The organism is Herbaspirillum sp. Sphag64 (assembly GCF_014192645.1).
In the GTDB taxonomy this organism is placed as follows: Bacteria; Pseudomonadota; Gammaproteobacteria; order Burkholderiales; family Burkholderiaceae_D; genus Herbaspirillum.
Map to the genome: position 1 here is coordinate 66,609 of NZ_JACHYE010000008.1, position 19,263 is coordinate 85,871.

At 53.3% G+C, this 19,263-nt stretch carries 17 protein-coding genes; 7 read left to right on the top strand and 10 right to left on the bottom strand.

Features of this window, described 5'->3' with window-relative positions; all coding sequences use genetic code 11:
• Positions 1-22 precede the first annotated feature (22 nt).
• Both FHW66_RS13780 and FHW66_RS13785 read right to left on the bottom strand, forming a co-directional pair.
• Positions 23-1,204: an ABC transporter substrate-binding protein gene (locus FHW66_RS13780; protein WP_255458985.1), complete on the bottom strand. Its 1,182-nt coding sequence runs from the start codon at positions 1,202-1,204 to the stop codon at positions 23-25.
• A gap of 306 nt (positions 1,205-1,510) precedes the next feature.
• Entirely contained in the window at positions 1,511-1,876 is a 366-nt protein-coding gene (locus FHW66_RS13785; protein WP_183380394.1) for a hypothetical protein, read from the bottom strand.
• On the opposite strand from FHW66_RS13785, the gene FHW66_RS13790 reads away from it, so the two are divergent.
• The gene (locus tag FHW66_RS13790) at positions 1,829-2,707 is read left to right on the top strand and encodes an ankyrin repeat domain-containing protein (RefSeq protein WP_370543471.1); all 879 of its coding nucleotides are present in this window, start codon (positions 1,829-1,831) and stop codon (positions 2,705-2,707) included. The genes FHW66_RS13785 and FHW66_RS13790 overlap by 48 nt on opposite strands.
• On the opposite strand, the gene FHW66_RS13795 is transcribed toward FHW66_RS13790, so the two are convergent.
• Both FHW66_RS13795 and FHW66_RS13800 read right to left on the bottom strand, forming a co-directional pair.
• Entirely contained in the window at positions 2,688-3,896 is a 1,209-nt protein-coding gene (locus FHW66_RS13795; protein ID WP_183380396.1) for a branched-chain amino acid ABC transporter substrate-binding protein, read from the bottom strand. The genes FHW66_RS13790 and FHW66_RS13795 overlap by 20 nt on opposite strands.
• A 184-nt stretch (positions 3,897-4,080) precedes the next feature.
• Positions 4,081-5,037, bottom strand: a complete 957-nt coding sequence (locus tag FHW66_RS13800) for a DMT family transporter (RefSeq protein WP_183380397.1) — start codon at positions 5,035-5,037, stop codon at positions 4,081-4,083.
• A 204-nt stretch (positions 5,038-5,241) separates the two neighbouring features.
• Between FHW66_RS13800 and FHW66_RS13805 the strand changes: the two genes are divergently transcribed.
• Positions 5,242-5,598, top strand: coding sequence for a hypothetical protein (locus FHW66_RS13805; RefSeq protein ID WP_183380398.1), 357 nt, complete (start codon positions 5,242-5,244; stop codon positions 5,596-5,598).
• 60 nt (positions 5,599-5,658) lie between these two features.
• Here the strand turns inward: FHW66_RS13805 and FHW66_RS13810 are convergent, their stop codons facing one another.
• The 3 genes from FHW66_RS13810 to FHW66_RS13820 all read right to left on the bottom strand — a co-directional run bounded on the left by FHW66_RS13810 (position 5,659) and on the right by FHW66_RS13820 (position 10,841).
• On the bottom strand, positions 5,659-7,917 hold the full coding sequence (locus FHW66_RS13810) for a bifunctional diguanylate cyclase/phosphodiesterase (RefSeq protein ID WP_183380399.1): 2,259 nt from the start codon (positions 7,915-7,917) through the stop codon (positions 5,659-5,661).
• Between the two features lie 379 nt (positions 7,918-8,296).
• Positions 8,297-9,850, bottom strand: coding sequence for a methyl-accepting chemotaxis protein (locus tag FHW66_RS13815; RefSeq protein WP_183380400.1), 1,554 nt, complete (start codon positions 9,848-9,850; stop codon positions 8,297-8,299).
• Positions 9,851-10,226: 376 nt separating this feature from the next.
• On the bottom strand, positions 10,227-10,841 hold the full coding sequence (locus FHW66_RS13820) for a TetR/AcrR family transcriptional regulator (protein ID WP_183380401.1): 615 nt from the start codon (positions 10,839-10,841) through the stop codon (positions 10,227-10,229).
• A 206-nt stretch (positions 10,842-11,047) separates the two neighbouring features.
• Here FHW66_RS13820 and FHW66_RS13825 point away from each other — a divergent pair, with 206 nt between their 5' ends.
• The 3 genes from FHW66_RS13825 (at position 11,048) to FHW66_RS13835 (ending at position 15,380) form a co-directional block, all read left to right on the top strand.
• On the top strand, positions 11,048-12,526 hold the full coding sequence (locus FHW66_RS13825; RefSeq protein WP_183380402.1) for an efflux transporter outer membrane subunit: 1,479 nt from the start codon (positions 11,048-11,050) through the stop codon (positions 12,524-12,526).
• Between the two features lie 85 nt (positions 12,527-12,611).
• The gene (locus FHW66_RS13830; RefSeq protein ID WP_183380403.1) at positions 12,612-13,829 is read left to right on the top strand and encodes an HlyD family secretion protein; all 1,218 of its coding nucleotides are present in this window, start codon (positions 12,612-12,614) and stop codon (positions 13,827-13,829) included.
• A 12-nt stretch (positions 13,830-13,841) separates the two neighbouring features.
• A complete protein-coding gene (locus FHW66_RS13835; RefSeq protein ID WP_183380404.1) occupies positions 13,842-15,380 on the top strand; it encodes a DHA2 family efflux MFS transporter permease subunit in 1,539 nt (512 codons plus the stop codon).
• Positions 15,381-15,478: 98 nt separating this feature from the next.
• Here FHW66_RS13835 and FHW66_RS13840 read toward each other — a convergent pair whose 3' ends face one another.
• From FHW66_RS13840 to FHW66_RS13850, 3 genes are all read right to left on the bottom strand, one after another.
• Positions 15,479-16,129, bottom strand: coding sequence for a 3-oxoacid CoA-transferase subunit B (locus tag FHW66_RS13840; RefSeq protein ID WP_183380405.1), 651 nt, complete (start codon positions 16,127-16,129; stop codon positions 15,479-15,481).
• An 11-nt stretch (positions 16,130-16,140) separates the two neighbouring features.
• On the bottom strand, positions 16,141-16,836 hold the full coding sequence (locus tag FHW66_RS13845) for a CoA transferase subunit A (protein ID WP_183378240.1): 696 nt from the start codon (positions 16,834-16,836) through the stop codon (positions 16,141-16,143).
• A gap of 109 nt (positions 16,837-16,945) precedes the next feature.
• Positions 16,946-17,722 (bottom strand): transporter substrate-binding domain-containing protein, encoded by a 777-nt coding sequence (locus FHW66_RS13850; RefSeq protein ID WP_183380513.1) that lies wholly within the window; start codon positions 17,720-17,722, stop codon positions 16,946-16,948.
• A gap of 280 nt (positions 17,723-18,002) precedes the next feature.
• Between FHW66_RS13850 and FHW66_RS13855 the strand changes: the two genes are divergently transcribed.
• Together FHW66_RS13855 and FHW66_RS13860 are read left to right on the top strand one after the other, a co-directional pair.
• Positions 18,003-18,476 carry an Lrp/AsnC family transcriptional regulator gene (locus tag FHW66_RS13855; RefSeq protein ID WP_183380406.1) on the top strand — a complete coding sequence of 158 codons (474 nt, stop codon included), beginning with the start codon at positions 18,003-18,005 and terminating at the stop codon, positions 18,474-18,476.
• Between the two features lie 89 nt (positions 18,477-18,565).
• Positions 18,566-19,189: a YitT family protein gene (locus FHW66_RS13860; protein ID WP_183380407.1), complete on the top strand. Its 624-nt coding sequence runs from the start codon at positions 18,566-18,568 to the stop codon at positions 19,187-19,189.
• The last annotated feature ends 74 nt before the right edge of the window (positions 19,190-19,263 follow it).

Below are 19,263 nucleotides of genomic sequence, written 5' to 3' on the forward strand. Positions count from 1 at the left end.
TCCCTAATGCAGCAACCCGGATTCAGTCAGCAGCACGCAATTTTTTCACTTCGGCATCTGACAACTGCAATGTAGTGCCATCCACATAGATAAAGCTACTCATGACGCCGCGCCCATCCTTGACATCGGTGCGGCCAACGAAGACCCCAAGCGTTGACTGATGATCCTGTGCGCGGTAAACAATCAGCCCTAGTGGGGTCTCGACCTGCAAGCCCGAGAATGCTGCGGCCAGCTTGCCACTATCCGTGCTGCCAGCCTTGCGCAGACCGGCAGCGAGCGACATCATCGCGCTGTAGCCTACTAGTGAACCCATGCGAGGATAGTCGTTGTACTTCTTGCGATAAGCCTCTACAAATTTCTTGTGTTGCTGTGTGGTCAGTGCGTACCAGGGATAACCAGTCACGATCCAGTTTTTTGGCGCCTCATCTTTGAGCGGATCGAGGTATTCAGGCTCGCCCGAGAGCACCGACACTACCTCGCGCGATGCGAACAAACCACGGGTATCACCCTCGCGCACGAACCTGGCTAGATCGGTGCCAAACAGCACGTTGAAAATGGCATCCGGTTTGGCATCAATCAATGCCTGTGCGACTGCGGCCGCGTCCACCTTGCCCAGCGGCGTCGCCTGTTCGGCAACAAACTCGATATCGGGCTGAGCCTGCTTCATCATGCTCTTGAAACTGGCAACGGCAGATTGGCCATATTCGTAGTTGGGATAAACAATCGCCCAGCGCTTTTTCTTCAGCTTGATGGCTTCCTTGACCAGCGCCGTCACCTGCATGGAAGTGGATGGACGCAGCCGGTAGGTATATTTATTCCCGTTTTGCCAGATGATCTTGTCGGTCAGCGGCTCGGCAGCGAGGAAAAACACCTTCCGCTGTTTAGCGTAATCGCTCAATGCCAGCCCGGTATTGGAGAGAAAACCACCGAATAACAGGCTGACCTGCTCACGCTTTAACAGCTCCTCGGCAAGTCGTACCGAGTCGCCCGGATTGCCGTTGTCATCACGCGCGATGACCTCCAGTTTCTTGCCCAGCACGCCACCACTACCATTGATTTCGTCGAGTGCCAGCCCCCATCCCTGGCGATAGGGTTCGAGGAAGGCTGGCTGGAGCTTGTAGCTATTGATTTCCCCGATTTTGATGGTGCTCTGGGCAGTCGCCGTCGAGACGACAGCGAGGCTGACGACCAATGAGGCGCTCATCAGTAAATAACGCAGCAAGGTACGGCGAACAGTGATCATAGCGACAATCCTTTAGCAAAGGAGCTCAGTATAACGAGCCGGCCAACATTGTGTGCAGCACGGCATGCGCCTTAATGAATGAGAGACACCTGGACAAATATTTCGCTGGGAGAAGGAACGCGAAGAAGAGATAGGTAGACAAACTGCTAGTTACCTTTGTCAATCATCAGGAGTCTTATCTTGGACAATTTCATTAGCCGTCAATTTACACTGCCGATCACCACTACCGCCTATATACCAGCAGTGGTCAACGCGATATTGTCTACGCTAGGGAGCAAGGTACTGCGTATTTTCAGTACGCAGGAGAAGCCGATCGACCCCGTCGCTCAGCGATGGCGCTTGATGACTGATCGCAACCTGCTTCCGGAAGACTGTCTGCGAGAAATTTTCAGCTATATCGTGGATTTTGCTGATGTACTCAATCTGGTCTATGCCTTCAGAGATAAGGACGGCCAGCCAATGGGGCCTGACCACTATCTGTTCCAGGCAGTAAAGAGATTCTATCAGATACCTCTGGAATATCCTCAGCGGTGGCAATCGACCTGGTTCAGTGCGGCCAAGGATGGCCGTACCAGAATCGTTGACATACATGTCAGCCATCAAGGCAACATCGATGTCAACATGACCGATCATTTACACCGTACCGCCTTGCAATGGGCAATCCATGGTGGTCATGGAAAGCTGGCGACTCTGTTGCTGCTGCAACCAAAAATACACGCTGATGCCACCGGAAAATTCAATCGGAGTCCGCTGGCACTAGCAGCGCACGCGGGCAATGCACGCATCGTCAGATTGCTCGTGCGGGACCACAATGTAGATAACAATGCCACTGACAAACAGTTTAGAACGCCACTTCATTATGCTGCCCATTTTGGGCATAAGAAGGTCGCCGATATATTGATCGGACATCCCCTTACGGCAATCAACGTGACCGAACGCATGAACCGATCTGCGCTGCATCTAGCGGCGTACAGCAATCATGAAAAAATCGTCGGAAAACTGCTCAGGCATAAACAGATCAAGCTCAACAACCGCAATGCTTTCGGTGAAACACCACTATTCAATGCGGCGAGTCGCGGCAATCTTCTGGTCCTGGAGATGCTATTGAAAGCAAAAAACATCGAACTTAATATTCAGGACCGTCACGGCGACACAGCGCTGATTATCGCCTGCAAGAAGGATCAATACGAGATCGTAGTGTCATTGCTCGCTCATAAAGAAGTAGCCCTGAACAAGCAAAATCTTCAAGGTTTCAGTGCTGTGATGTGCGCTGCCAGCAACGGCAATCTTGCCATTGTTAACCTCCTTCTGGCCGACTCGAGAACAAATGTCGGGCTGGTCAATACCCACCAGAAGACAGCAGTCGTTATCGCCAGAAGTCGTCATCACCTTCGCGTGGCAGATGCCTTGCAAGTGCATGCCCAGAGCACCGAAAAGCAGGGAATCAGCGCTGGCGCACAGTAATTTCCGGAACTGCGGTGCCACCGATACGAAATTGTTTGAGCGCAATCCAGATGTGGTTCTGAACCTGGTACATGGAAAATGATAATTCGCGCAGATCACCGTTGGCATCGAAGGAGATGTTGCCAATCAATCCTTTGTAATTGATCGTATGCAAGGCCTTGGTCACATCATGCGGATCGGTGGATCCGGCCTGCAATATCGCAGCCGCGATCAGTTGCACCTGATCATAGGCAGATGCCGCATACGCGCCAACGTGAGTACCATAACGTAGTCGATAAGCCTCTTCGAAATTGAGCAAGGTCTGACTTTTTTGCTGCCGCCACCCCGGCATGATCGAGACTGTCCCTTCCGCACCTTCCCCAGCAACAGAGAGATAGAAGGAGTCGGCAACCGAAGCTGCGGTGACCAGCGGCAGGTTCACCCCGAGTCGACGCAGACTCTTCGCCAGCATAGCGGTCTGATCAGCCAATCCGGCAAAGAAGATGACATCAGGCTGCATCGCCTTGATGTGATTGATCTCCTGATTGAAATCGAAAGTGGTTACGCTGACACTCTCTACACTAATGATATTAACGCCCGCTCGTTTGAATGCTGCAATAAAACTGTCCTTGTAACTGATACCAAACAGATCATCTGGATAAATGATCGCCACCTTGCGCTTATTCAATTCATGGATCGCAAACCCAACCAGTGCATCGGCACGTTGATCATCATAGGCTGCCAGGCGAAATGCCGTATTGTTGCCCTGACGGGTGAATGAGCGACTCGCTGAGACGGCAAAGTGAGCAATGCCGCCCGATTGATAAATCGCCGACGAGCTCAATGCCACAGCGCTATTGTAAATACCTACTACGCCTGCCACTTTACGACTCACAAAATACTGCGCAGCAAATCCGGCGATACGCGGGTTGGACTTGTCGTCCTGTACGAGTAATTCAAAGTGCAGTTTGTCGCCATGGAGACTGAGACCGGCCTGGTTCAGGTCATCAATTGCCATTACCGCTGCATTGCGCATATCGGTACCAGCGATCCGGCTTAACCCGGTAATCGGCCCCGAAAAGCCGATAGAAATGGTCCGCATTGCCGCGGCAGGGGTACTCAATGAAAGGCAAAGCAACAACAGGGTGCCGATGATAATCAGCAGCGTGCGGAGTTGATAATAACTGCGATGAGCAAAAGTGTGGACCATGATCCGGATCCTGTATGCCAAGTGTGCGCTGATGAGCACTAACCCTGGAGCATATATAGCATTAGTGTGTCGCAGGACGTACGAAAAGAATCGGATCAGAGTGTGGCCGATTGTCGCTTTTAAGGCACAATCAGATCAGCTAATGACGCCCATGACAGCATTGATGTCATGGGGCATAGCATGCTCAGTGAGCGGGTGCGGATCTCCCCGGCAAGGTCACCAATAGCATACCCGCCAATGCAACCGTGAAAGCAATCAACTGGATTGAAGTTAGCGATTCACCAAGCACCAATACTCCGACCAGAGCCGCGCTGACCGGCAGCATGACGGTAAAGACGCCGGCCTTGGCCGCCGGCACTGATTTAAGACCGGTCATCCATAACCAGACAGTCCAGACGCTGGCTGCCAGTGCGTAAAACACCAACAGCAGCCAGATACTGACATTGACCGTGGTCAGATCAAATGAAATGGCCGTATAGATTCCTAACGGTGTCATCAAAATCAAGCCCCACAAATTGATCACCGCGCTGATCCGCTTAGGACTCATGACTGCTGTCAATCTCTTACCAATGACAGCATAGGCAGCCTCACACAGGACTGCGCAAAAAACCAGCAGGTTGCCTAGCCATGCCTTGTTGGCAGCGGCATCAGAAAGAGTGGCACCTACACCACCATGGCCATTTTTGGCCAGCGACAGCAAGCCGATTCCCAATGCGCCACAGGCCACTGCCAGCCAGACACGTACGCCAATACGCTCACGCAGGAAAATCCAGCTCATCAATGCCACCACCGCAGGAATCACCGACATGATCACACCCGCCGATACCGCACTGGTCATGCTGACGCCAGTGATCATGCAGATTGAGAACAGAAAATTGCCGAGAAATGATTCAAGAAAGACCAGTACCCGGGTCTTCGGCGTCAGCGGTGCTTCATTGGCCGGCTTTCTGATCCAGCGCAGCATGGCAATCGCACCGATGCCAAAGCGTAGCCAGGCCAGCAAAAAAACTGGTAACGCCGCCACCAGCGGCTTGGTCAGTGCAACATAACTGCCCACCAAAGACATGCTCAGCGCCAGACATGCGTAGGCGAGGAGGCGACTTGAAGCGGTGGAGACTTGTGGTTGTTCTAAGACAGTCATTGCGATTAGCCGGAAAGTATTGTCGCTCGGAAAGGCGAGCGGGCATTTTAATATGAACTGAGCAAGGCTTGCCCCGACAGCCCAGATTCGTATTTCAGGTAAGAAATGTAAGCAAGAATTGCTATAGCATTTTCCTGCCAGCGTCTGCTCTATATTGACGACATGGCGAAGAAGAAAACACGCCAGAATTAAAAGGAGATCATCATGATCAGCAAGAAACTTGTTCCCGCACTCCTCATCTCGACCGTACTGGCAGCATCCGTATCAAACGTCGCCATGGCGCACGACAGGAATGGACTGGCCATCGCCGCGGGCATCATCGGAGCCGTTGCCGCGGGCACCATCATTGCCAACAGTGTTCCCGCGCCAGTAGTTGTTGCACCTCAGCCGGTGGTACAACCGGTCTACAGCACCCCGCAGGTTGTCTACTATCAGGCTCCACCCGCACCGGTCTATTACCAACCAGCCCCCGTATATTATCGTCCGGCACCGGTGTATGTTGCACGCGACTATCCACGTGCTCCAGGCTATCCCTACTACGGTCGCTACTATGATCGCTAATGAGGCACATGCGCCAGAGCGACTTTCTGCGATGCCATAAATTAATGTCACACTATTACTTTATGCCATCAGCAGTTGGTCTATCTGTTCACGCTCAAGTGGACGATAGTAGTAAAAGCCCTGGAACAGTTCACAACCGATAGCCTTGAGAAAATGCTCTTGCTCGGCCGTCTCAACACCTTCAGCGACTGTCGTGCATGACATGATTCTGGCCAGCGATACGACCGCGCGAATGATCAGTTCGCTCTTTTCGCTGACACCGATCTGCGCGACAAAAGATTGGTCGATCTTGATGCTGCGGGTCGGGAAGCGGCTCAGTTTCTGGAGCGAAGAATAGCCGGTACCAAAGTCATCAATGGTGATCCCGTAACCTTTTTTGCTGAGCGCTTCGAGATGGGAAATCGCCAGACTCTCATCACCGACCAGTCCCGTCTCGGTGATCTCGAACTCCAGCAGATGTGTACTCAATTGATACTTCTGACATGCATTGTTGATTTGCTGGACCAGATCAGTACGCACAATATCGTTGGCCGATAGATTGATGGCGATCGGCAGGCAAACCTTGCCGGCATCAAGGCGTTGGCGTAGATAAGCACACGCACTATCAAGCACGAACGCCGTGATCAAAGGAATCGCACCGCAACTTTCCGCTATCGGAATGAATTCGGCGGGAGATACCTCACCCAGTGACGGCGAGTGCCATCTGACCAGCGCTTCCAATCCCACAATCTTGCCTTGATTGGTAACCTTGGGCTGGTAGACCAGACGCATCTCATCTTCACGCAACGCCATCACGATGGCTTGTTCGATACTTAACCGGCGACGTATACGCGCGACGGTATCGTCATCAAAGACGGCGACATCCCGGCTACCCGATTGTCTGGCAGCATCCAGCGCCAGCTTGCAGCGCTGCAGGAGCTGGTCGCCGTCCGTCTCACCGGGACGCGAAAATGCCACAGCCATCGATAGGTCAACACGGCACTCTTCCGCACCTACCGGTAGTTGCTCCGGCAAGTGGCGACGAATCTGTTCAATCTGCGTAATCACCGTGCTGTCATCATGGGTACACTCAATGGTGAAACAAAACAGCGCACTACGCAGACGTGCACAGAGACTTTCAGCAGGGAGCAACTGCCGCAGTGCTCGCGCAAAACCTGCAATCAGCGCATCCCCAGCCAGCGTGCCACGTGCGTCGTTAATGTACTTGACGCTATCGAGGCGAATCAGCACCAGCGCTATCTGATGGCGTGGCGAGCGATCTTTCATTGCCTCACCTAATCTCTCCAGCAGCAGATTCCGATTGGGTAGTTGCGTTAGCTGATCGTGGCTGCTGAGGAAGCTTTCACGGGCCTTGCTACGATCCAGTTCTTCCTGAATCCGCTGCATTGGAGCCAGATCACGTAACAACACCATAGTGTGTTTTTCCGAAGTCCTGATGACGTTCTGAATCAACACCAATCGGCCATGATGTGTCTGGAACTGCTGCTGCGGCTCCAGCGCTGCCATGTCAGTGACTGCTGGCTCCATATGGTGCGGCTTGTGCTGTATCAGCTGGAAGATATTGGAGCCGCCTTCGTTCTTGCCATGTCTGCGCTCCAGCAGCGAATCGGATTGGGCATTGGACTTGAGAATCTCGCCGCGGGTATCACAGAGGAAGATGGCGAAACCGGCATTTTCGAAGATTTCTTCATATTGCGCATGGCTACTTTCAAGCTCGGCAGTGGCCGTACGTTGACGTTTGATCGCGACATCCAGCGCATGGAGCAGCCGAAATACGCTCAGCGGCAGGCAGATATTGAAGAACAGGAAGAGTAACGACTGAATATCATAGCCATGCTGATCGCTCGGTGAAGCGATCACGCCTGGGTAGCTAGGCAGGGGATAATCGTGCAGCAATAATAAAAATGGGACAACATTTACCGCCATCAACGCCAACGCGACACGCGGACCGAAAAACAGTCGTCCAAGCAAAGGCGCGGCGTAAACCAGCACGATGCCAAGTCGCGCGATTTGGGGATAACTACCAAAATAGACCAGACAGAAGGCAGCTGCGTAGACACTGCCAATCAGAATGGCGCTACCGATGGCGGGTCGCCGCGCAGCGGCAAGGATCGCCAACACCTGGAGCGCAACAAAACCACTAAAGAGGACCAGTACATAAGTTGAGCCATCTTTCAGCGCACCACTGATGCTAATGGCGCCGATAATGACTGCGACCAAGAGTGCAGAAACCAGAATGATGCGTAAAGCACTCTCTCTCCAGACCGAATTCTCCGCCGCACTGAGCGCATTTTCCTTGAGCAGTAACCACTCGAACATTTTTATTGGCTCGACAATTGGGGATGCGATCTCGAATAATTTCTATTACAAATTCATCTGAAAACGCATAATCTCATAGTTAATTTCTGATTAGCAACTAATATTACAACTAGGTCACGATGATTTTCCATGCGTAACCGATCAATTGACAAATACCGCATAACACCGCAGCCGACACGGCTTGCTGAGATCGAACACCCGATTGCTTTAGTACTTTTTGTGATCAGCAATGGGCGTACCGGTGCTGCAGATTGAGACGATGCGTGTGCTTCAGTTAGATGAAGGGGACTAAGAAGATTAAATAGAAAGGCCCGTCGAAGTGGGCCGGATCGAGCTGCTATAACAGCAACATTTAGAGCGAAGCGTGTCAAAGACCAGTTCAGCGGCGCTCCAGCTTGAAAATACTGACGACTCCAGCCAGGTTGCCGGCCTGTTCCTGCAACGATTGCGCGGCAGCAGCAGCTTCTTCGACCAAGGCGGCATTCTGCTGAGTGACTTCATCCATTTGGCTAATGGCACGGTTGATTTCTTCGATTCCGCTACTTTGTTCCTGACTGGCGGCGCTGATTTCAGCCACGATATCAGTAACATGCTTAACGCTGGCGACGACCTCGGCCATGGTCGCTCCAGCCTGCTCAACCAGCTTGCTGCCAGAACTCACCTTTTCGACAGAATCATCAATCAACTCCTTGATTTCCCTGGCCGCGGCAGAAGAGCGTTGCGCCAGATTGCGCACCTCTGAGGCGACCACCGCAAACCCGCGTCCCTGTTCGCCGGCACGGGCTGCCTCGACCGCAGCGTTGAGTGCCAGGATATTGGTTTGGAAGGCAATGCCGTCAATCACGCTGATGATGTCAAATATCTTGCGTGAAGATTCATTGATCGAGCCCATCGTGTCAACGACCTGCCCAACCACGACGCCACCTTGCTGGGCGACGTCCGAAGCAGATACCGCCAGCTGATTTGCCTGGCGGGCATTGTCGGCATTTTGCTTGACCGTTGAGGTAAGTTCTTCCATGGCCGATGCAGTCTCTTCCAGCGAGCTGGCCTGCGCTTCGGTGCGCGAGGACAAATCAAGGTTGCCGCTGGCAATCTGGGTCGATGCCGTAGCGATTGTATCGGTACCCAGACGGACTTGGCCAACGATGCGTTGCAAGCTATCGTTCATTGCCTTGAGAGCATGCATAAGCTGCCCGGTTTCATCCTGACTTTCGGCACGAATCTCGGCACTGAGGTCACCACCGGCAACACGTTGCGCAATACCAACCGCCTTGTTGAGGGGCTCTGAAACGATACGCGCGACAATTACCGCCAATCCGACAGCGACAACCACAATGGTAATGAGCAAACCAAGAATCCAGCCTCTACCTTGGATAAACGTGTCATCCGCTAACTCATTAGCACGGGTAGAGCCCTCATTATTGATTTTTACGAGCTCCTCCAACAGCTCTACCGATTTACGAAACAGCTGGTTCGACTCGCCCTTGAACAACGCACGTGCCTCGTCTTTCTTGCCGTCACGCGACAATGCCTGAATCTGCTTGTTCACTTCCAGATACTTCGCAAAAGTCTGCTGGAATTGCGGATAAATCTTTTTCTCCTCTGGCTCGGAAATTAGCGCTTCATATTTGGCCTGATCAGCGCGGAGGATTTGCAAGCGGGTATTCATTGCCTTTTCTGCATCGTCGAAATCCTTCGAATCAGTCGATAAAATATGTTGCAATTCCGAGATACGGAAGCGTCCCATCGACGTTTGCAGCTGATAGCCCAACTTGATGCTCGGCAGCCAGTTGGTGGTGATTTCGGTAGACGCCTTGTTGACCTTGACCAGTTCAACGATGGAAAAGATACCCAATGACGCGGTTAGGACAATCACCGTGAGGAAGGAAAGGATCAGCTTCTTGGCGATTTTGAGATTGAGGAACCAACGCATGATGTATTTCCTTGGCAAGAATATTGGAATAAGGCGAATGTCATTCGCAAGAATGACTGTACTGCTTTTTGTCCCATTCACGGTATATAAGAGAATTTCAGTCGCAGATAGTACTCACCACATTCTTGTGAGTATCTTTTGAGAAAGTGCCTATTTACCGTCCAATTATCTTGAACGGCATTTTGATCAGAAAGTTTAGTGCAAAATTTCTGTGATGATGCGACAGGCTGCGACAGCCCGAATAACAACAAAAAGAGGACGACAAGCCGCGCTTGTGCAGTGCATCAGTCGGATTCGGCGACGCGGGTCAGGTAGCCGGCAACGTGAGCTGAAGAAGAATGTTTTGCTCACATTTTGGCACTGTGGGGGCTCTGCCTTACTTGCCGTATATGCAATAAAATGCGTCGAGCGCCCGTTCAACGCCTTGCGCCACCTGCTCCGGCGACACCGGTGCCATTGCCCCCAGCAAGCGCGGCTCATTCCACTCAACCTCAATCAAGGAGCGGAACTGGAGCGCCGCGAGCGCCGGATCAGCCTCACGCAATACACCAGCTGCCATGGCACGTTCCATAAAATCAGCGATGATCTGGTTGCCACGCTTGGGTCCATTGTCGTAGTACATACAACCCAGATTCGAATGCTCGGCGTGATAGATCATCAAGCGTCTGACAACGATGATTTCGGATGTCAATACCAAATTCAGATATTGGTTGGCAAACAGGCGCAAGGTTGCCCGCGTCTGTGTGGAATCCAGTGACTGATCTTGCATAAGCAGCGCAAAGCGGGATTCGAACTGGGTCTTGGCCTGCCGCCGCATGACTTCAAGAAAGATCTCTTCCTTTGAAGAGAAATAACTGTACAAGGTCGCCTTCGATCCACCGAGACGGGATGAAATCTCCGCCATGGAGGTGCGATCAAATCCTATTTCATTGAATATTTCAGCGGCGACATCGATGATGGCCTGTCGCCTTACTTCACTTTTCTTGCGCATGGTGTCTATTTTACCGGTTGGCACGACGGCTGTTGTACCTGAGTCGCTCTAAGTGCAGAGCCTGCTGTGGTGGACACAATGACAAGTCGTTGTAGCGTTGCACTGTGTCCACCGATGTTCGTTTATTTGTCGCTAGTTTTGCTTGACGTTCGCCAAAAGTCAATACTATACTGAACTGTACAGTTTACTTTTGAGTGAGTTTTCTTATGCAAGTTCCGTTGTTTTCCCACAATAGCAACGCCCGCGGCGTGCGATTGGATGCGCTGCTAAGGCACACGCCAATCGCTCTGGCCGCGTCTGCCATGCTGGCGCTTGCCGGTTGTGCGCCATTTTCGGATATTGGTGAACGCGCCCAGCCGAAAGCCATTGAAACTTATCAAAGCAGTGCGTCACTAGCTGGCAACAACGTCGCGTGGCCACAAGACAGCTGGTGGAATGTTTATGGCGACCCGCAACTCGATGCGTTGATTGCGGAAGGCTTGCAAGGCGCACCATCGCTGGCAGTGGCACAGGCACGTTTGCTCAAGGCCGAAGGTTCGGCTCAGCAACAGGGTGCCGCACTGACGCCGGATATCACAGGTAACGCTTCGCTATCGCACATGAAGCAAAGTTACAACGACGGCTTCCCACCTGCTTACGTACCACAGGGCTACAACAACTCGACCCACACGTCGATCGATATGAGTTACGAGATCGACTTCTGGGGTAAGAATCGCGCCGCACTGGCGGCCGCCACCTCAGATCTAGAAGCGGCGCGTGCCGATGCCGCCCAGGCGCGTATCACCCTGGCGACGTCGATCGCATCCGCCTATGCCGAACTGGACAATCTGTATCGTCAACGCGACACCGACGAAGCAGCATTGAAGGTCCGCGTGGAGACACTCACGCTGTTTCAGCAACGTCGTCTCAATGGTCTGGAAACAGAAGGCAGCGTGAAACAGGTCGAGGCACGTCGCGCTATGGCTGAGGCAGATTTGTTGAGTGTAGAAGAGTCGATTGGACTGCAACGTAACAAGATCGCCGCATTGCTCGGTGCCGGACCGGACCGTGGCCGCCAGTTGACGCGCCCGGTCATTGATTTGTCCAAGCCGTTTGGTCTGCCTGCAGAGTTACCGGCCAACTTGCTGGGCCGCCGACCTGATATCGTCGCTGCGCGCTTGCGGGCTGAAGCGGCTGCCAAGCAAATCAAAGTGGCACGTGCACAGTTCTACCCCAACGTGAATCTGAAGGCCTATATCGGCTTCGAATCTCTTGGCACCACCATGCTCAAGGCTGCCGGTTCGGATATCGGTGGTATCGGTCCCGCTATCTCGCTGCCGATCTTCGAGGGCGGGCGTTTGCGCGGCCAGTTCCGTTCAGCCAGCGCCAACTATGACGAAGCAGTCGCCAACTACAACAGTGCAGTCACGCAAGCCCTGCAAGATGTCGCAGATGTCGCCGTCAGCGAAAACGCACTCAGCGGTCGTCTGGCCCGGGTTGAAGCAGCGGCACATGCAGCACAGGAAGCGTATCGCATCATCAACGAGCGCTATCAGGGTGGACTGACCAATTATCTCGATGTACTCAATGCCCAGGATGCGCTGCTGACGAATCTGCGCGAGTTGTCGAACTTGCAATCGCGCATGTTCACGCTCGATGTGGCACTGGTTCGCGCTCTCGGTGGTGGCTATCAGCACGCCATTTGAATAATGACACGATGGGGCTGAGGCGTTTATCGCTAACGCAGTAGCAAATGCTGGCCCCGCTCATCAGGAATGTAAAGGAATAACCATGTCACACAGTGATTCTCAAGCTATCAATACGCTCGCCGAAGAAGCCACAGCCAAGCAAAACAGCACCAAGCGCAAGAAGTTGTTCGGCATTTTTGCCGGTGTCGTTGTGGTAGCCGCAATCGGTTATGGCAGCTACTGGCATTTTATCGCCTCACGCTACGTTGATACCGACAATGCCTACACTGGCGCCGAAATCTCTCAGGTCACACCGGCAGTCAACGGGATCGTTTCGGCCGTCAACGTGGTCGATACCCAATACGTCAAGCAAGGCGATGTGCTGGTCGAAATCGATAGCCGCGATGCCAAGCTGGCACTAGCCCAGGCAGAAGCGGATCTGAGCCGCGCCGAACGTCGTGTCCAAGGCTACTTTGCCAATGACAATGGTTTGGCAGCGCAGGTACTTGCACGTGAAGCAGAACAAAAGCGTTCAGCAGCACAGTTGTTGTCGGCGCAGGCTGATCTGCAACGTGCAGAATTGGATCTGCATCGCCGTGAAGCACTGGAGAAAACCGGTTCAGTATCCGGCGAAGAAGTGACCAATGCTCGTACTGCGTTGTTGACCGCGCAAGCCAATCTGAAGGCGGCCGAAGCCGGTGTCATCCAGGCAGATGCCAACCGTCATGCAACCCTCGGTGCACAAAAGGCCAGCACGGTGCTGACCGCAGATACTACCGTGGATACCAATCCGGAAGTGACATTGGCGCGCGCCAAGCGCGATCAGGCCAAGCTGGATCTGGAGCGTACTGTTTTGCGCGCGCCGGTCGACGGTGTCGTGGCCAAGCGTCAGGTACAAGTCGGTCAACGTGTGCAGGCTGGTGCGGCATTGCTGTCCGTCGTACCAATTCACTCCCTGCACGTAGACGCCAATTTCAAGGAAGGCCAATTGACTAAAGTAGCTCTGGGTCAGCCAGTCACCATGACTTCTGACCTGTATGGCAGCGCTGTCGAATATCACGGCACCGTGGTTGGTTTGTCGGGTGGTACTGGATCTGCATTTGCAATGATTCCGGCACAAAATGCAACCGGTAACTGGATCAAGGTGGTACAACGCCTGCCGGTACGCATTTCGATCAATCCTGACGAGTTGCTCAAGCATCCGTTGAGTGTGGGCCTGTCCATGGATGTGACCATCGATACGCGCAATCAACCTGCCGGCACCAAGGATCAGCCCGTTGCTTCGGCAACCGCCACTGCAACGACTGCAGCGAAGCGCTAAACAGGTCGTATCATGTCATCCCAATTTTCCGATGCCAACCTGCAGCCGCTACAAGGGTCGCAGCTAGCAATCGCCGGCTTGCTGCTGGCGGCTGCCAATTTCATCGCGGTGCTCGATACCACGATCGCCAACGTCTCCGTATCCACCATTTCCGGTGCGCTGGGGGCGTCGTCCAGTCAGGGCACCTATGTCATCACTTCCTATGCTGTCGCCGAAGCGATCACGGTGCCACTCACCGGCTGGCTGGCCAACCGCTTTGGTACTGTAAGGGTGTTCATCAGTTCGATGGTCATGTTTGGTCTGTTCTCTGCGTTGTGCGGACTGGCCAATTCACTGGGCATGCTGATCGCCTTCCGTGTGTTGCAAGGACTCGCTGGTGGACCATTGATGCCGTTGTCGCAAACCCTGTTGCTGAAAATCTTCCCCAAGGAAAAAGCAGCAGCGGCCGTTGGCTTGTGGGCCATGACGACACTGATCGCGCCAATTGCGGGGCCGATCCTCGGTGGTGTGCTTTGTGATCAGTACAGCTGGCCCTACATCTTCTTTATTAACGTGCCAGTGGCATTGTTATGCGGCTACTTCGGGTGGAAGATGCTCAAGCGCTATGAGTCGCCACTGATGAAACTGCCGATTGACAAGGTTGGTCTGGTTCTGATGATCATTTGGGTCGCCGCCCTGCAATTAATGCTCGACAAAGGCAAGGAACTGGACTGGTTCGCCTCCGGCACGATCATCATCCTGGCACTGGTGGCAATACTCGGTTTTGTTGCCTTCATGATCTGGGAGCTGACCGAGCGCAATCCGATCGTCGATCTGCGCGTTTTCCGCCATCGCGGCTACAGTGCCAGCGTTACGACAATCTGTCTCGCCTTCGGTGCATTCTTTGGTGCGACGGTTCTGACACCGCTGTGGCTACAGGGCTATATGGGCTACACCGCGACACTCTCAGGTCAGACCACTGCCGTGAGCGGAATTCTGGCAGTGCTCACCGCGCCGTTTGTTGCCAAGCTCTCCACCAAGGTGGACCCACGCAAGCTGGTCTTCATCGGTGTGACCTGGCTGGGCATGGTGACGTTACTGCGCAGCTTTAACTCGACCGACATGACTCATTTACAGATCGCCTGGCCGCTACTGATGCAAGGTATCGGGATGCCTTTGTTCTTCGTGCCGTTGACTGGCCTGGCACTGGCCAGTGTGGATCTGTCTGAAACGGCTTCGGCGGCTGGTCTGATGAGTTTTTGCCGCACCATGTCAGGTGCCATTGCGACCTCACTGGTCAACACCAGTTGGGAAAACAAGGCCAGCTATTACCACGCAGAGCTGGCAGGTATGGTCGATTCCAACGGTGAGATCAGCAATGTGCTGGCCCAGGCAGGCATGACGCTTGATCAGGCGCGCGTAAGCATGGAGCAAACCCTGCAGTCGCAAAGCATCATGTTGTCGACCAATCATATTTTCCTGATGGCCGCCATCTCGTTTGGACTGGCTGCAACGGCAGTCTGGTTTGCACCCAAGCCAACACGGGTTGCGGATACCTCAGCAGCACACTGAACTGAATCAGTAACTGCAGGAAATAAAAAAGGATGCCTTCATTCAGGCATCCTTTTTTTACATCCGAACATCTGTCGGCATCAATGAAACTAGATTCATCAGACTGCGCTGACATCAAGCTCCGCTTCAGTATTCGCCAACATCTCTTCCTTGCTCACCCCGGTTGCCAGCTCGATGAGCTTCAAGCCAGTCGGCGTGACATCGATCACGCCCAGATCGGTGATGATCCGATTGACCACGCCCACACCAGTCAGCGGCAGATTGCATTGCGGCAAAATCTTTTTCGAGATGCTGCCATCCTTGCCCTTGGCAACATGTTCCATGAGCACCACCACACGCCCCACACCGGCCACCAGATCCATCGCACCACCCATGCCCTTGACCATCTTGCCGGGAATCATCCAGTTCGCCAGATCACCCTGTTGCGATACCTGCATCGCCCCCAGAATCGCAATATTGATCTTGCCACCGCGAATCATCCCGAACGAATCTGCCGAGCTGAAAAACGACGATCCCGCAATCGTAGTCACCGTCTGCTTACCGGCATTGATCAGATCCGCATCCACCTTGTCCTCGGTCGGAAACGGGCCAATCCCCAATAAACCATTTTCTGACTGCAGCCACACTTCGATGTCAGACGGGACATGATTGGCCACCAGCGTGGGCAAGCCAATCCCCAGATTCACATAAAAACCATCCTGCAATTCCTTGGCTGCTCGCGCTGCCATTTCGTCTCTGGTCCATGCCATTTTTGTTCTCCTTATTTGCTGACAGTGCGCTGTTCGATCCGCTTTTCCGGGGTCGCATTGACCACGATGCGGTGCACGAAAATACCGGGCGTATGAATCTGGTCGGGGTCCAGCGCTCCCACTTCCACCAGTTCTTCGACTTCGACCACAGTGATCTTGCCTGCCATGGCAACATTCGGATTGAAATTACGGGCGGTCTTGTTGTACACCAGATTGCCAGCACGGTCAGCCTTCTGCGCCTTGACCAGCGAGACGTCGGCCACCAGCGAGCGCTCCATCACATACTGCGCACCGTCAAACTCACGGATTTCCTTGCCTTCTGCAACCAGCGTACCGACGCCGGTCTTGGTGAAGAATGCCGGAATGCCAGCACCACCGGCGCGCAGCTTTTCAGCCAGCGTTCCTTGCGGCGTAAATTCCAGCTCCAGCTCGCCCGCCAGATACTGACGCTCGAACTCTTTGTTCTCGCCCACATAGGAAGCGATCATCTTCTTGATCTGGCGCGTCGTCAGTAATTGACCCAGACCAAAGCCATCGATACCGGCATTGTTGGAAATGGCCGTCAGGTTCTGCACATTGGAATCGCGCAGCGCCGCAATCAGCGCCTCCGGAATGCCACACAGGCCGAAGCCGCCTACGGCAATCACCTGGCCGTCATGGACAATCCCGGCTAACGCACTAACGGCGTCTGGATAGACTTTGTTCATAGGTCTCCTTGAGATTTTTATTTGTTGAAAATAGCTGCAAGCATCATAGGATGCCCCCAACACGGGCCACAATACGGTAAAAATACCTAGAACTTACACCATGCGTGGCTCATTTGAGCCAGTGAGCTGCCGCTTCCTGCAGATCACCGCGCTTGTCGATCAGATCCCAGGTAAATTGCATCACACGCAGGTAATCCTCATCGCTGGCTGGGAGCATGAAGCCGAGAAAGTTGCGCGGTGTCAGTGGTGCATCAATAAAGCGTGCTGCCAAGCGTGCATCGTTGTGAGCGTAATACAACGCCTCGTAGGTCTCGGTGATCATCACATCGCCCTGCCCGCTGGCGATCAGTTCGGGGATTTCCGCATTTTTATCATGCGTGATGATTTGCGCCTTGGGAAGATTGTTCAGCACAAAGGTTTCATTGGTGCCACCGGGATTCTTGATCACACGTACATCTGGCTGGTTGAGATCAGCCAAGGTCTTGTATTTGGACTGGTCAGCAGCACGCACCAGCGCCACTTTTCCGAACCCGGCGTAGCCCGGCAGCATGGCAACCTTCCGCAAACGGGTCGCATTGCGGGTGATACCGCCAATGGCAATATCGAACTTGCCTGCCTGCAGATCGGCCAACAGATTCGGCCAGGTCGTCGGTACGTATTCAATAGTGACGCCCAGTTCCTTGGCCATTTTTTCGATCACTTCAATGTCATGCCCTTCGTAACTCCCGGTCGCGGTTTTGATCGCGAATGGACGGTAATCACCCGGTGTGCCGACGCGTAAAACCTTGCTCTCGACAATATGATCAAGGATAGGACCGGCAAGGGCCGAGGACAGGATAAACAGGCAGGCGACAAGACCGCACAAGCATTGACGAAATAAGCGCATCATTTTCTCTCAGGGTTGAATCATTAAAAGGATGTTGCCGCCAGCGTAGCAGAGGCAACAGGCATCCAGGCTTCAGCAACTTCCATGCCACTACAGAAATACCATAATTCACCAAATCGACGCATGGGCCCGCAAAATTTGCGGAGTTCGTGCATTAAAATAGCGAAAAAGAAGCATTCATGCACAATGGCACATGAATTGCTTAAGCCATATGCCTCACGCGCGACACACTATTTTTGCCCTTTTATGTCGCTTTGATCAATCCTCAAGTGATTTCCTCATGTCTTTTACCATCGATGAATACGACCGCATGATCCTGGATCTGCTGCGTGACAATGGCCGCCTTAGTAATCAGGATCTGGCAGATCTGGTGGGCTTGTCTGCATCACAATGTTCGCGCCGCCGCAGTGCGCTCGAGAAGAGCGGACTGATCCTCGGCTATCACGCGCATTTGTCGCCACAGGCAGAAGGTACGCCTGTGATGGGCATGGTGGAGGTCCGGCTGATTAACCATACGCGTGAGGCGGTCGAGTTGTTCAGTGCATTCGTCCGCTCGGCGCCGGCGGTACGCGATGTATTCAAGCTCACCGGCGACTTCGATTATCTGCTCAAGATTGCGCTCCCCAATCTGGGCGAGATGAGTCAGCTGGTCACAGATCTGGCTTCCCTACAAGGTAGCGTCAGCCATTTGCGCACCTCCGTCGTGCTGGAACGCGTTAAAGAAAACGGTATTGTCTTCACGACCACCAGTTAACGACCGCACGCCAGATTGTCACTTTCTCTCCGCCACCCATCGTTTGCTTCGGTGGCATTGCTTTTTTTCATTGCCCGACTAATTACACCATGAACACCCCTGCATCCATCGAACCAAAAGATCTCGCACCACACAGCCCTGTAGAAGACTTGTTTGCACTGATCCTGGGTACCAGCGTGATTGTTTTTGGCGTCGTGCTGCTGCAGCAATCCCATGCCATCACAGGCGGCACCTCGGGCTTGGCATTTTTGTTACACTACTTGACTGGCATGCGGTTTGGCGTGGCTTTCTTCTTCTTGAATCTGCCGTTTTACTACCTTGGCTACAAGCGCATGGGAGCCGTTTTTGTCGTCAAGACCTTTAGCGCAGTGGCGTTGCTGTCGGTGCTGGTCGAGTTTTATCCGCATGTGATCGAGATCAGCCAACTCAACCCATTGTTTGCCGCACTGTTTGGCAATATCCTCATGGGACTTGGCTTTATCGTTCTGTTCCGGCATCGCGCCAGCCTCGGAGGCATCAATATTCTGGCGCTGTACCTGCAGGCACATCATGGCTTGCGTGCTGGCAAATTCCAGATGGGGGTCGATGTACTGATCGTGCTGGCGTCGCTGGTGGTTGTGCCTTTATCGGCTGTGCTGGCATCGGTTGCAGGAGCGATATTGTTGAATCTGATTATCGCAATGAATCATCGGCCAGGCCGCTATCTATCGTGATAGCACTGGCTTCATCAGGTTTTATTGAGTTTCACTAAGTTTTATTACGCAGCGTGCCGGTATCGGCGCATGTC

What these genes read in the sequence shown, in the direction of transcription:
- FHW66_RS13815 (WP_183380400.1), bottom strand. Translation starts at nt 9,850, where the DNA reads ATGCGTTGGTTCCTCAATCTCAAAATCGCCAAGAAGCTGATCCTTTCC.
- FHW66_RS13855 (WP_183380406.1), top strand. Translation starts at nt 18,003, where the DNA reads ATGTCTTTTACCATCGATGAATACGACCGCATGATCCTGGATCTGCTG.
- FHW66_RS13850 (WP_183380513.1), bottom strand. Translation starts at nt 17,722, where the DNA reads ATGCGCTTATTTCGTCAATGCTTGTGCGGTCTTGTCGCCTGCCTGTTT.
- FHW66_RS13810 (WP_183380399.1), bottom strand. Translation starts at nt 7,917, where the DNA reads ATGTTCGAGTGGTTACTGCTCAAGGAAAATGCGCTCAGTGCGGCGGAG.
- FHW66_RS13860 (WP_183380407.1), top strand. Translation starts at nt 18,566, where the DNA reads ATGAACACCCCTGCATCCATCGAACCAAAAGATCTCGCACCACACAGC.
- FHW66_RS13805 (WP_183380398.1), top strand. Translation starts at nt 5,242, where the DNA reads ATGATCAGCAAGAAACTTGTTCCCGCACTCCTCATCTCGACCGTACTG.
- FHW66_RS13830 (WP_183380403.1), top strand. Translation starts at nt 12,612, where the DNA reads ATGTCACACAGTGATTCTCAAGCTATCAATACGCTCGCCGAAGAAGCC.
- FHW66_RS13795 (WP_183380396.1), bottom strand. Translation starts at nt 3,896, where the DNA reads ATGGTCCACACTTTTGCTCATCGCAGTTATTATCAACTCCGCACGCTG.
- FHW66_RS13825 (WP_183380402.1), top strand. Translation starts at nt 11,048, where the DNA reads ATGCAAGTTCCGTTGTTTTCCCACAATAGCAACGCCCGCGGCGTGCGA.
- FHW66_RS13820 (WP_183380401.1), bottom strand. Translation starts at nt 10,841, where the DNA reads ATGCGCAAGAAAAGTGAAGTAAGGCGACAGGCCATCATCGATGTCGCC.
- FHW66_RS13845 (WP_183378240.1), bottom strand. Translation starts at nt 16,836, where the DNA reads ATGAACAAAGTCTATCCAGACGCCGTTAGTGCGTTAGCCGGGATTGTC.
- FHW66_RS13835 (WP_183380404.1), top strand. Translation starts at nt 13,842, where the DNA reads ATGTCATCCCAATTTTCCGATGCCAACCTGCAGCCGCTACAAGGGTCG.
- FHW66_RS13840 (WP_183380405.1), bottom strand. Translation starts at nt 16,129, where the DNA reads ATGGCATGGACCAGAGACGAAATGGCAGCGCGAGCAGCCAAGGAATTG.
- FHW66_RS13785 (WP_183380394.1), bottom strand. Translation starts at nt 1,876, where the DNA reads ATGATCGGTCATGTTGACATCGATGTTGCCTTGATGGCTGACATGTAT.
- FHW66_RS13780 (WP_255458985.1), bottom strand. Translation starts at nt 1,204, where the DNA reads ATGAGCGCCTCATTGGTCGTCAGCCTCGCTGTCGTCTCGACGGCGACT.
- FHW66_RS13800 (WP_183380397.1), bottom strand. Translation starts at nt 5,037, where the DNA reads ATGACTGTCTTAGAACAACCACAAGTCTCCACCGCTTCAAGTCGCCTC.